At 38.8% G+C, this 14,600-nt stretch carries 3 protein-coding genes; all 3 read right to left on the bottom strand.

What is annotated here, in order from left to right; genetic code table 11:
* Positions 1 to 15 precede the first annotated feature (15 nt).
* Positions 16 to 504, bottom strand: coding sequence for a DUF1877 family protein (locus Q0625_RS12125; RefSeq protein ID WP_002679046.1), 489 nt, complete (start codon positions 502 to 504; stop codon positions 16 to 18).
* A gap of 59 nt (positions 505 to 563) precedes the next feature.
* On the bottom strand, positions 564 to 1,259 hold the full coding sequence (locus Q0625_RS12120) for a class I SAM-dependent methyltransferase (RefSeq protein ID WP_298827709.1): 696 nt from the start codon (positions 1,257 to 1,259) through the stop codon (positions 564 to 566).
* Between the two features lie 160 nt (positions 1,260 to 1,419).
* Positions 1,420 to 14,184 (bottom strand): gliding motility-associated C-terminal domain-containing protein, encoded by a 12,765-nt coding sequence (locus Q0625_RS12115; RefSeq protein WP_298827706.1) that lies wholly within the window; start codon positions 14,182 to 14,184, stop codon positions 1,420 to 1,422.
* Positions 14,185 to 14,600: the final 416 nt, after the last annotated feature.

The following is a 14,600-nucleotide window of genomic DNA, read 5'->3' as shown; positions in this document are numbered from 1 at the left end:
ATGTTTAATGATTAATTAAAGATCTACGGTAAAAATAGTATTTAGTTGGTTCTTCAAAGCATATTTATAAAAATCTAATACCCCTTTGCTCCAACTCAACAAATAGTTGAGTTCTTCCTCGTTTTTAGTATATGAGTAGTCTGAAGGAATTTTGTCAAAATTTTTTTTGATAATCTCTTGTAGATTATTCTCTTCAAGATAGTCTACAATTTTTTGAATATTATCGAGGTCATTCACAAATATTACACAATCATTATGATCCAATAATAAATAACCTCCAAAAACAATATTAGGAGCTATTCCTTCTTCTTTGTACCAATCACCCTCACAAAGACAATAGTGAATGCCTTCCCACGCTTTATCTATCTGATAACTTTTGGGTGTACCCAAGAGATTTTCTTCAATAGTATTGAGCATATAAGCATACATCTTGTCATCATCTTGTTCTGCAATAGCATCTACCTGCTCATCACTAAGTGCATAAAAAACGCCTAATCGTGCCATATTGTTTATTCTAAAGTTTAAAAAATGCAAAAGTACGGAATATTTGTAAGATATGGAAATTACTTTTCTGCAGTGATTATCAGTGCCATTGATTTTTCTTTATCAAAAGGGTCTTTTTTGAAATTACCATATAAGTTGATGGCTTGAAATCCTATCTGAGTAAGCCATTGGGTAAGTTCGTCAGCGAAAATAGGCTGTAACAATTCCTCATTTTCTATGGTATCGTCCAAAATAGTCTTGAAACGAATTTTTCCTTCCTCATTGAGATAGTAAAATCGCTCAAACTTCACCTTATCGTTGACTATTAAGGGGAGATTACCGAGGTAATCGTCTTGTTGCTGGGCAAAATATTTTTCAAAATTGACCAATTGCAGGACAAGTTTACCCTCTTGGGTGAGTTGTCCATAGGTTTTTTGTAAAAAGAGCTGTACGGAGGTCTTACTATCCAAATGAGGAAGTGTATTGCCTATACAAACAATATTGTCAAAAGCAGGAAGCTCATCAATAGCAAGCATATTCAGTTGCTGTACAGTAACACCTTTCTCGGAAGCTTTGGCAATCAATCGTTCACTGAGGTCGATAGCGGTAACTTCATAACCTTGTGAGCTAAGATAAGCGGTAAGATTGCCGGTAGCGGCACCTACATCGAGAAGGGTCTTGCCTTGAAGTTCACTAGCGAAGAAAATTTGGTGTGCTGGAGATAGCGGAAAGATAAAGTCATACTTTTCCGCAATTTGGTTGTAAAACTGAGACATAATTATTAAATGTTAATGGATAACGAAAAGTGAATCCTTAGCTTCACTTTTTATCTTTTACTTTTTCCTTTTCTCTATTTTGCAAAGTTAATGAAAAAATCCCCACAAAAGCAAAAAGCGGAAGACTTTTCGTCTTCCGCTTTTATAGATTAGCGCTAGGCTATTTGATATAGAGCCATCCCGCTTTTTGTTGACTTTGGTTCTGGCCGTCAGTGTATTCTAAGACATAGTAGTAAGTTCCTTGTGGTAGCTTACCATCTTTGTTTACAGTGGCACGTCCAGTAGAGAATCCTTTGAATGGATCTGCATTGGTATAACCATCTTTCTCATATACCAACACACCGTAGCGGTTGAATATCTTGAGATTGTTATTAGGATAGAGATCAATGTTCTTGATTATAAATCCATTGTTCTGGCTACCTTCGTCAGTTGAGATCGCATTATAGAACTCAAGAGTTGCATCATTGTTTATGGTTACCGTTACCTTAGCTGTTTTCTTTACACCATATTCTTTGGATGTTACCTCATACTCTAGAGTGTAAGTTCCTGAAGGAGTACCCTTAGGTATCACAACTTGCCCATCTGTATTAATTGTTACCCCTTGAATACCTCCCTTATCTAGTATTTCAATAGTAACATCTGCTGGTTTAATAGGCTGTCCGTCCAAAGTTCCATCTTTCAATACACTATTGGTATGGGTTTCTGATAGTGCACTATTGATAGGTTTATCAAAGGTATGATTCTTGAGAGTCAAGTTAGGTTGTACCTTTACTTTGGCTTCTCCTTCTTGGCAATCATTAGTAGATCCTTTTGGACAAACTCTGTATCTCAACGTATATTCACCTACTGGAACTCCAGATTTCACTTTGATCTTACCTGTAGTGGTATCCAACTCAATCTTTCCTTGTGCTGATGGAGAAACACTTATTAGAGATATTTCTACTGTATCAGGGGTTGGTTTCAATCCATTAAGTGTATCGTTATCCAAGACACTTTCTTGAGAAGTTACTTCCTCACCTTCTTTAGGCTTATCTACTACAACAGTATCTTCACCTGCTACATAAGGAGATATGTTAATTACTGCTTCGGCACTAGAAGACATACTTGGCTGTTTTACACTAATGATTGTGTAATAGTAAATATATCGTCCTGGAGCAAGTCCTGGTTTTACAGTAATACGTCCGTCATCTCCCTTAATCACAAGGGTTGGATCAGGTTGGTTCTTACCTAGAGTAGGTACTACTATTACTTTCAGTTCATCAGTATCACTTCCATCAGTCTTAAGCTTGCCTGCTTCATTTTTCCACTTATCATTATCTAAGACACTTGGAGTAGTTCCTCCTGTGGTACCTATATTAAACTCATCATTTACAGCTTCAAGGCTTTGATTAGGTCTTACCTTAATCTTAAGATCCTTTTCTACACAAGTCTTAGGAGTAGCCTTATCACATACTTTCACTTTGATAGTGTAATCTCCTGCTGGAACATCCTTACCTACAATTATCTTACCTGTATTAGTATCCACTGTTGGCACAGGGGCTCCTGGTGTTATAGGATTAGCTGGATTTATCACTTCTATGGTAACTCCGCTTGGATTTGGTTTTTGACCGTTAATCTTCACATTATCAGTCACATTACCAATTTCCCTAGGTGAATCGTTTTCTGATGGTTTACCTGAAATTTCATTATCAGTTACTTGCACTTTATTCTTCACCACTACTGTTACGGTAGCAGGAGCACTTACAGGTGTAGCTTGACCTTTAGGCTTAATAGTATATTTCAACGTATAAGTACCTGCTGGCGCTCCAGCTGCTATCTTCACTTTACCTGTTGCAGTATCTATACTTACCTTATCGGAAGAAGCCTCTACTTGCTCAATGTCTACAAGATTTGTATTGAGTTCTGTATTGGATTCCCAACTATCATTAGTAAGTATATTTGCATCCCTATTTGCATCCTTAGCTACTGTTTCTGTAGCAGACCATTGTTGCTGATAACTATCTGCATTAGCTACAATATTCTCTTGAACTACTACAACTTTTACACTACTTTGTTGACAACGATCTGTACCTTTTTCACATACTTTGTATTGGATAGTATATGTACCTGGGGTTACCCCATTAGGAATTACTATCTTACCTGTAGGATCTATTGTAGCATTTATTCCATTAGGATCTACTATTGAGATATCTACATTATCTTTGGTAGCAGGGTTACCATTTATGGTATCGTTACCAAGTACATCTATCGTACCTCCTGTTTTAGGAACAGTCTTATCTTCGTCTCGGTTAAGTACGATGTCAGCTGGCACTATCACCTTCAATGTAGCTGTTTCACAATTGTCTGTTTGACCCTTTTCACATACCTTATAAGTAATAATATGTGTACCAGGAGTTTGTCCATCAGGAATCCGTATCTTACCTGTATTAGGATCTACAGTTGCACGAGTTCCACCATCATTTACTATAGAAACATCGACTTTTTCTTTGGTAGCAGGATCACCATTTACAGTAGTGTTATTAAGTACATCTGCTGTACCACCTGTCTTAGGTACTACCGCATCAGAAGCAGGATTTACTACAATATCATCAGGAATTACGACCTTGAGCGTACTTGTCTGACAATTAATAGAGCTTCCCTTTTCACATACTTTATAATTAATAGTATGTGTACCTGGGATAAGACCATTTGGTACTACGATCTTACCTGTTGTAGGATCTACTGTCGCACCTGTTCTACCGTCATTTGTTATAGAAATATCTACATTGTCTTTGTCTGCTGGATCTCCACCTATAGTAACATTGTTTAATACATCTACAGTTCCTCCTGTCTTAGGTACACGCTTAGTAGTTGGATTAACTACTATATCATTACCTGTTACAGTTACGTTAGCTACATTTTGTTTACATGTTTGGGCTTCACCTGTAGCTTTATCACATACTTTGTATACTATGGTATAAGTGTCTACTGGAGTTCCCTTAGGCACCACAATCTTACCTGCATTAGCTCCTGTAGTAATGAGGCTTGGCACAATAGTACCTCTAGCGGGTGTTACCACAGTTATCGTTAGATCATCAGGTTGTGGTGCTGTAGAACTACCATTGATGCGTACATTGTCTAATACATCTCCTACAGGTCTAGGGGTTGTGTTAGTAGAAGGCTTACCTGCATAGAGAGCGTCATTGCTTACTACCTTATTCTTCACCACCACTTTCACTGTTGCTTCACCAGATATATTGGTTGGGTTGGTCTTATCTTTGATCTTATATTTACGCTCGTATACACCTGCCTGCTTACCTGCAGCTATTTCTACTTCACCATTAGGCTTGATAGTAATACCATCTGCAGCTCCAATAGTTTCAATAGTCACTTGAGTAGTATTAAGTCCTAGTACTCCTGCTAAGGTATCATTATCCAATACATTAAGATTGGTTCCATCGGTCTTCTTCACATTCTGTGTTGTATTAGCATTGTATTCTGCTACCTTAATGTTGGTTATATCATTCTCAGCAATGATTGCATTAGTACCTACCGTTATATTAGCAGTAGCTTGTTTGCAAGACTTAGCAGCTCCAGGAGCTTTATCACATACAGTATAGTTTATAGTATAAGGTCCTGAAGGTGTTCCTTGAGGGATCTTTATCTTACCAGCATCAGGCCCTGATGTTTCAAGGTATGGTACCGTTGTTCCTGTAGCAGGCACATCCACAGAGATAGTAACATCACTTGGTGCAGGGTTAGAAGTCGCATTATTGATACGTACATTATCAAGCACATTACCTCCATTAGCTGGTGTACTATTGATAGAAGGTGTTCCACCATAGTTAGCATTGTTATTCACCAATTTGTTGGTTACCACTACTGTTGCTGTCTTCTCATCAGAAGCCGCAGCGTTGGGTTGTCTATTTTCTTTAATCTTATACTTGACAGTATATACGCCTGCTGGGGTATTAGCCGCTACCTTCACCTTACCTGTAGCTGTGTCTATAGTTACATTAGTATTAGAAGTATTGGTTTGAGCAATATTTACCACATTGGTGTCAAGACCTATACGATCTCCTAACTTATCATTAGAGAGAACATTTACATCATCAGTACCATTATTTACAAAAGTATCTGTTTGAGGATGTTCTACCTTGTTGGCAGAGTAATCATCATCCTCAATGGCAATAGTATTTCCTTGTACTTTTACTGTAACAGTAGTTGTTTCACAAGTTTGAGGGGTTACATTATCACATACTTTATAAGTAATTTGATAATCACCAGGTCTTACACCTGCAGGGATTTTCACCTTACCTGTAGTGACATCAATCTCTGGTACAGGGTCTCCTCCTACTTGTGGATCTGCTGGATCTATTATTGTAATCCTAACTTGGTTAGTACCTGTTCCTATAGTTGGTCTTGTTCCATTAAGTTTGGTTCCATTAAGCACATTACCAATTTCCTTAGGAGTAGTATTATCAGTAGAAGGTGTTACAGGATTAGATATAACTGCTGTATGGTCAAGTTCTATCTTATTAGTTACTGCTACCTTCACTTCTACTTCCGCAGAAGCCGTTGTTTGTCCTTTTTCTGTAATCTTATACTTCACGGTGTGGGTACCTGCTGGAGCATCAGCGGCTACCTTCACCCTACCATCGGATTCTATAGTTACCTTAGGCTCAGTGGTATGTGTCTGAGTGATGGTTACCACATCCGTATCAAGACCTGTACGATTACCTAGCTTATCATTAGTAAGTACATTTACGTCATTTGTACCGTTATTTACAAAGGCATCAGTATTAGAACGTTCTACCTTGTGAGCGGTGAAATTATCCAACATAGCAGTGATGTCATTACCAGTTATATTAATGGTAATCTCATGTACCACACAGCTATTTGCTTCACCTGTAACCTTATCACATACTCTGTATTTGATGCGGTAAGCACCTGGCTCTATGCCTGCTGGCACTTTTATCTTACCTGTAGTGGTATCCAGTTCTGGTACTTTACCACTAGGTGAAGGATCAGCATCATTTATTACCTCTATTGTTATATCATTGATAGAAGGTGTATTACCATTGATCTTCACCTTATCCAAGATATTGATTCTCTCAGCAGGGGTACTATTATCTGTAGAAGGGTTCACTGATGCAGCAGGGAAAGGATCATTGGTCACCTTGTTCTTCACCACTACTTTTACAGTACCTTCTTCAGATACATTGGTTGGATCAGCAGCTTCTTTAATCTTATACTTAAGCTCATATACACCTGGGTTTTTACCTGCTGCCACTTCTACTTTACCATCTGCTTTGATTTCTATACCAGTTACTGGTTGGGTAATTTCAATAGTTACTAAGGAGCTGTTAAGTCCCTCTGTAGTACCCAACTTATCATTGGCCAATACATTAAGAACTCCTGCGCCTTTCTTCACATGCTGAGCAGCATTGGCATTGTAGTCTACAACGGTATTGTCTGTGTCATTATTAGCTACAATAGGCTTAGCACTTACCCTAATCTTAGCAATAGCTGTCTGGCAAGATCGTGCTGCTCCTTGAGCTTTATCACATACTTCATATTCTATCTCATAGTTACCTGCTGGCGTTCCCTGAGGAATCTTGATCTTACCAGCATCAGTGCCTGATGTTTCGAGGAATGGTTTGGTTGTTCCTGTAGCAGGTCTTACAACTCTTAAAGTTACATCATTCACATTAGGATTAGAGGTTGCGTCATTGATACGAACGTTATCCAATACATCTCCTCCGATGGCAGGTGTTGCATTTTGAGAAGGCGAACCACTATAGTTAGCTGTTGTATTGACCAACTTATTAGTTACTACCACTTTTACTGTTTTTTCAACAGAAGCAGCAGAGGTAGGTTGTCCTTTCTCTGTAATCTTATACTTAACAGTATATTCACCTGCTGGGGTACCTGCTTGTACATCCACTTCACCATTGGTAGTATCTATATTTACATGAGGATTAGTAGGAGTTGCCTGGGTGATTATCACTTCATCCTTAGTAAGACCTGTACGATTACCGAGCTTATCATTGGTAAGTATATTCACATGGTTAGCACCATTACTTACTACTATTTGTGTAGTAGGATGTTCTACCTTGTAAGCAGAGAAATCATCATCTTGTGGAGTGATGGTATTTCCTGTTACTTTCACAGTAACGGTAGCTGTTTTACACGTCTTAGCTGAGGCAGGTGTTACCTTATCACATATAGTGTAAGAGATAATATGGTCACCTGGAGCTACTCCTGCAGGGATCATCACCTTACCAGTAGTGGTATCTATATAAGGCTTCTTAGGTAAGCCTGGCGCATTAGGTGTAGCAGTAATCGTTACATCATCTATGCTTGGCGTATTACCATTGATAGTGGTTTGATTCAACACATTACCTATTTCCTTAGGTGTCGTACTATTCTCTGAAGGATTTGTAGGTATAGTAACTGGGTTCACCACTATCTTGTTTGTCACAGTTACCTTCACTGTTACTTGCTGGTCAGAAGGTGTTGTTTGTCCTTTTTCAGTAAGGGTATATCTTATGGTATGTTCACCTGCAACAGCACCAGATCCTACTTTTACCTTACCTGTAGCCAAATCTATATTGACACTAGTATTAGAAGTATATACCTGATCAATTGTAACCACATTGGTATCCAAACCTGTACGTCCTCCAAGTATATCGTTAGAGAGTACATTTACCTCTTGAGAACCATTTTTCACAGTTACTTCAGCAGTAGGTTTTTCTACTTTGAAGCTGCTATAGTCATCAGCTATAGGGTTAAGGTTGTTAGCTGCTACATTGATAGTAAGGGTCTTTTCCTCACAGCTTTGTGCAGCGCCTGTAGCGTTATCACAGATCTTATACTTGATGGTATAAGGACCTACTGGTACTCCTGCTGGAATTTTCACCTTACCTGTTGTGGTATCAAGGGTTGGCACTGGGTTACTTCCTTGTGGGGTAGCTGGAGCAACTTCAGTAACAGACACTTGGTTTGGTCCTGTTCCTATAGTAGGTGTAGCACCATTGAGTTTGGTTCCATTAAGTACATCACCTATTTCCGTTGGAGTATTACCAGTGGCAGGTTTTACACTGCTTGGTACATTTCCTGAACCCAATGTTAGCTTATTCTTCACTACTACTTTCACAGTACTTTCTGTAGAAGAAGGACCTCCTCCTTTTTCAGCAATGGTATACTTAACTATATGTTCCCCTGCTGGAGTATTAGGCGCTACTTTTACCTTACCTGTAGTAGTTTCTATAGTTACCCCTGAATGAGTGGTATGGGTCTGAGTAATATCTACCAAATTGGTAGTTATAGTTGTATTGTTCCCCAAAGCATCATTGCTCAGTACATTGACATCTTCAGTACCATTTTTCACATAAGAGATGACAGTACTTGAGAACTCTACAGGATTGCCTGAGTAATCATCATTAGCCGATGTAGCGGAGTTAGCCATAACAGGGATAGTAATGGTAGCTGTTTTACAAGTTTGTGCTGCCTCTTGTCCTGCTGGCATCCTATCACATACCTGATAAGTAATCTGGTGATTACCTGGTTTAGTCCCTACAGGAACGATTACTTTACCAGTGGCGGTATCTACATAAGGTACGATATCACTTGGATTCACTTTTTGAGCTGGCGAAGGTACTGTGATCACTACATCTGTAGCGTTAGGCTTATTGCCATTGATCTTCGCCTTATCCAATACATTGGCTATAGACTTATCATTACCATCGTCAGGTGTATTCACTGAGGAAGGAATAGTCGCAGGGTCAAGCTCTACCTTGTTCTTCACCACTATTTTGGCAGTAGCTTCAGCAGATTCGGTAGTTTGTCCTTTCTCTTTGATCTTATATTTCACCTCATGTACACCTGCTGGTGTATTGGCAGCTACTTTTACCTGACCAGTAGCAGTATCTATACTAACACCTGCATGACTGCTACCTGCTGGAATAATCTCTACCACATTGGTATCAATGTTGGTACGAGTACCGAGCTTATCATTAGAAAGTACATTCAAAGGGGTTCCATCATTCTTCTTCACTACTTCTTCCGCATTGGAACGTTCCACTGGGTTTGCAGTGAAGTCATCTGCTACGGTAGTGGTAGTATTGCCTCCTGCTACAGTGATTGGAAGGGTTACTTCCCCTGTGCAGGTCTGCGGTGTTACCTTATCACATAGCTTATACTTAATGGTATAAGTACCTGGTTTCACTCCTGAAGGGATTTCCACCTTACCTGTAGTAGTATTGATACTTGGCACAGGATCTCCAGCCACCTGAGGGGTAGCCTGCTGAGTTACAGTAATATCTACCTGAGAAGTATTTGGTTTGTTCCCATTAAGACGTGTTTGGTCAAGTACATCTCCTATTTCCTTAGGTGTAGAAGCATCTACTGAAGGAGTAATAGGTGTATTGAGTGTCGCAGGGGTTGCAGTCAAGGTATTCTTTACCTTTACTGTTACGGTAGCCTCTGCGGACTGGTTAGTTGTATTCTTTTCTTTAATCTTATAAGTAAGGGTATATACACCTGCTGGTGTAGAAGCCGCTACTTTTATGCTACCATCAGACTCTATACTTACACCTGTAGCAGTCGTTACAGGGATAATATCCACTTGAGTAGTATTAGGTGTTACTCCACTGAGTCTATCATTGGTCAGTACATTGAAAGTTGAACCATCAGCATTCTTGGCATACGCTACAGAAGTGGTATAAGTAAGGATCTCTGGATCATCATTATTAACCTGTATAGTACTATTGTTCACAGTAAGTGCTATAGTAGCTGGAGCACCACATAGAGAGAGGTTATTCTTATCACAGATCTTATAAGTAATGTTATAAGTACCAGGCGTGAGCGTACCTCCTGGGATATGTACCTTGCCATCAGAAGTTACAGTAGCTCCTGTACCATTAGCATTCACGATACTTACCACAGCATTAGCAGTAGTGGCTGGAGCACCATTTACACTATCATTAGATAGTACATTTATATTTCCTCCCATGCTACGTGCCACGGTTGCTGTGTCATTAGCTGCAATGAGTCTGTTGACTGTAATCTTCTTATTCACAGTTCTTTGAGCACCAAAAGCATCCATTACGGTAAAGGTCACCTCGAACTCTCCTACAGAACAAAGGTCAGTAGGTTTCACTGTTGCATAGTTATTGTTTACAATAGGTGTACCACAACCCACAGTAGCTGTTGCTGTAGCTGCCCAAGCATTTACTGCCGCATCGGTGGTAGCTGCTGGATCTGCACAGTTGATAGAAAGGTTACTAGTTGGTGCTGCAACAGTTGGTTGAGTAGTAATATCTACTATATAAGTAGCTTTTACTCTATCACTCTCGCAACCTTGAGGCGTTACCAAAGCTACCCATTTTTCATAGGTTGTCTTAGCTGTTTTGTTTCTATCTACAGTAGAAGCAGCAGTAGTGGTTGCTGTAGCTGAATCATACCACTTAAGGGTATGACCTGTAGGCACAGCAGAGGTTACCAATCCTGCCATATCATAGTTACCAGTGGCAGGACATTCTGTCTTGGTCTGTACAATAGGTGCACTAGGTTTAGCCACTACAGTCACAGTCACTTGCTTATGTGTGCTTTCACAACCGTTAGTAGTTACAGTAGCCCAGTAGTTATTAGTACCTACAGGTATGGTTGTTGAAGCCAATACCTCTGTGCCCCCCGTGGCAGCATTGTACCACTTGATATTAGGTAAGGTAGTAAGCCCTCCTACGGTCTTGTTCTCTGATTGACAGAAAGTCTGAGGAGTAGCGATCACTGGCTCAGCAGGGAGATTCTTAGTGAAAGTAAATTCACTAGAGTTCACCGTATATTCACACCCATTGTTTAGTTCCACCATGTATCTTACCCTAAAGGATGTAGTACCAACTGGTGCATCTCTATGAACGATCTTCAAGGTCTGAGGGTGATTACTTGGATTGTTGCTATACTGTTGTCCTTTATAGGTTTTCCAAGTATTATCTGTATCTTTGAATTCTAAGTAGTAACCAAAGATATTACCTCCTCTTGCAGGTATATTATTAATATTATAACCATCTGCTATTTTTCCTTGAGCACTTACATTGGTAGTTTGTGTACAATCAGAAGTCGTAACATCAGATGGCTGTGTGGCAACTATAGTAATAATATCTGAAGCCGATGGAACAATAAGTTTCGCTGGCTCACTATATACTGTTTCTAATGTATGACCACACTTGGTGAAAGTAAACGCTGCTCTATAATAAAGTCCATTATCAGAAGCTTGGATCGCATTGAGGGTAAGCCCTGCCTCGGTAGAAGCATCTACCCTTACAGAACCACTAGGCGAAGGTGCTACAGCTGTTACCCAAGAGGACGCTACAGCAGGAGTCTTAGTCTGTTGCCATGTATAGCTCATGCTCTCAGTAGCGGCTATGCCCTCTATCTTAGCTTTGGCTGTAAAGCGTTTTCCGGTCGCTCCTACACAAGCTGTTACATTTGTTGGATGCTGAGTAACCTTTATTTTTGCAGGATTCAAGGAAGTAGGACAAAGTTCTACCACGTATCCGTAACCTTGAAAACCTTTTACTGTTCCTTTCTTTACCTCCAACTTAGTAAAAGGTTTATCAGCAGTTACCTGTACAATCGCTTGGAAATATTTTGTTGAATTAGAAGTAATTCTACCTCCATTCTTAGTAACTAAATTAACTTCAGCGGTATTATTACAATCTGTTACAGAAAGTGAGAGGTTTGCATCTGCACAATCTATAGAGAATTCTGCTTCATCTAATTTATTAGGTTCTGTACTACCAAAGCCAGAAAGCCATACTTGTATTTTGGTAATAGGTTTAGCAAAAGTATAAGTAACCTTATTGAACCCATTATCATTCATTGCAGGATGTCCGTCTATAAGGGTTGGAGTACATAGATTATAACTTGAATCATAAGTAAAGGTAGGAAGATAGTTAGGAGTTCCCTCCAAAGTACGTGTTACTTCCACTCCATTGAATGTAGCTTTGGTATTGTTCCCCTTAGCAAACTGAGGGGTAGGATGGCTTGTACAGGTACTTCCTTGGTGATCCACCTCCGCCTTGTAGTGAAGATTTTCACGGGAACAAAGTCCTGTCTTCTCTACCTTAGTAATAGTAAGGATGGTATTGGAAGTTCTGTTATTAACAGATACAGTAGCCTCTCCAGTAGTATTGTGAAGAACTACAGTCTTGTCTGTAGCATCCCCTGTTACTCTATAAGTAACAGTTGCCCCTGGAGTACCCTTAATCTTATAAATGATATTGGTTGCACCTGTTTCGTTAAGAGAGGTAGGCGAAGCTATAAGAGAACTAATGGATGCTGTTTCCTTCACTGTAAGGGTAACCACATTGGAATAAGCAGTCCCCGTTACAGAAGGAAAAAGTGAATTCTTATAGGTATATTTCACTCTTATTTGAGATCCATTATAGGTAGCTGACTTCAAAGCTGTCGCAGGGAAAGTATATACTGTCCCTGAAGATACCCCTTTTTTCTCTTCAACTTTAGTCCATGTGCCTGGAGCTCTTAATACTTGAAGCTCATAGTCAAAAGTAGCTGTAGAAGCAAAAGCTCCTGCACTTGCTTTTGCCTTATAAATAGGTGCCTGTATATCACAAACTGTCTGATTAGTAAGCGTACTTACTCCTGCATCCAAGACAATAAGATCACTATCAGTAGCCTTAGTAACAGACGAAGGACAAAGCGCTACTAAGTAACCGTGACCAGTACTCGCTTTGTCCGTAATAGTAATTTTACTAAACGGTTTGTCAGACGATACCTTTATTGCCACATCCGTAGTAAGTTTTCTATTGTTCACACTACTCACTACATTTCCAGCGATGCTAGAAGCTATAGGATTACAATCGTAGGTTTTAGAAAGACTAATTGTTCCTCCTCCATCTACCTCAAACTGTGTCCTATCAAAAGTAGTTATAGCTTGATTATCTCCAAAAGCTAATAGGAAGATCTCAGCACTCTTAATAGGTGCCCCAAATTCATAGACAATTTTCTTACTATTTTCCAAAAGAGGGTCCTTAGAAGGATAAGTAATCTGTGTACCACCACAATAAGAACCAGGAAATGAGCCGGAAGCTCCTATCCCACTATCCACTGTACGTTTTACTGAAATACCATTAATAGTTTTAGTATCTATAGGAAAAGTACTAAAAGGATCTCCTACAGAAGGAGGGGTGCAACTACTCTGATTAATAGGAGTAACTACAGAAGACAAACAGATTTCTGGAAAAAATCCATATCCACCTGATTGTCCAGATGGCTCTTTGTAGTCTAAAATAAGTTTAGTAAAAGGAGTTGAAGAAGTAACTCCTATTTTTGCATCGGTAATTTTCTTATCTTCAGAAGAAACAGTTCCTCCTGAGATAATAGCAACTCCACCAGTACAGTCTGAACGTAGTGTCAACTGCATTTCTCCTGCATATGTGGAGCCATCTGCATTTCCTAATGAAAACTCCACTATATCCTGATGAAGTTTGTCTTGTTTCCACCAGTCTCGCGTGCCTATATAACCAAAAGCAGCAAAGAAGACTTCTACATCATTAACAGGTTTACTAAATTCATAGACAATCTTAAAGACCTTATTAGAGTCCATAAAGGGATATTTCTTATTGCCAAAAGCTGTCTTACGATCCTTTCCACAATAAAACTCTGCTGGAGCATTATCCTCATCGGAATATGCAATCTTATCACCAGGATTGCCTCGTGTTGTCATAGTACGTGTAACTCTTACACCTCTAACATCAGCATATTCTTTTACAAAAGTACTAGTAGGAGTTCCTATTCTTATGTATGTTACAGGTTCGGGCATACTCTCACAAGATTGTTGCGCCCAGATACCTGAACATGAGAATAATAACACTACAATAGTTAGTAAATGAATAATTCTTTTTTTATTTTTTTCTATCATCTTACAATTATTTTAATGATATTCTTCGGGTGCAAAAGTAGAATATTTTTTATTACGACCAATAATTTTTCACCTTTTTTTATAAAAAGTTATTCACCACTCAATAGAGTCATTTTTTTCAGAAAGATTGTAAGTATTATTCCAATATTATTTTTTATAAACTAATTATCAATTATTTACATCTAATCTTGAATATAAAAAAGCCTTTATTTTCTTAAATTATTTAAAATATAAATATCTAAGACAATAGGTAATAATACCTATCAATAATAAAATAAATTATAAAATCTATTTAAGTTAGAAAATACAAGTTGTAGACATCTATATTTGTGAGTAAAAATAGTTACTATGATCTTCTTCTCTGAAAAAGAAACAAAGTCATCTATACTATTGTTAGAAAACTTAGGTATGCTAGC

The organism is uncultured Capnocytophaga sp. (assembly GCF_938029845.1).
In the GTDB taxonomy this organism is placed as follows: Bacteria; Bacteroidota; Bacteroidia; order Flavobacteriales; family Flavobacteriaceae; genus Capnocytophaga.
Note: the sequence above shows the minus strand (reverse complement) of the source record. Positions and strands in the feature narration are given on the sequence as shown.

Bases quoted from the DNA above. Each gene is read 5' to 3' on its own strand.
- Q0625_RS12125 (WP_002679046.1), bottom strand. From the start codon at position 504: ATGGCACGATTAGGCGTTTTTTATGCACTTAGTGATGAGCAGGTAGAT.
- Q0625_RS12120 (WP_298827709.1), bottom strand. From the start codon at position 1,259: ATGTCTCAGTTTTACAACCAAATTGCGGAAAAGTATGACTTTATCTTT.
- Q0625_RS12115 (WP_298827706.1), bottom strand. From the start codon at position 14,184: ATGATAGAAAAAAATAAAAAAAGAATTATTCATTTACTAACTATTGTA.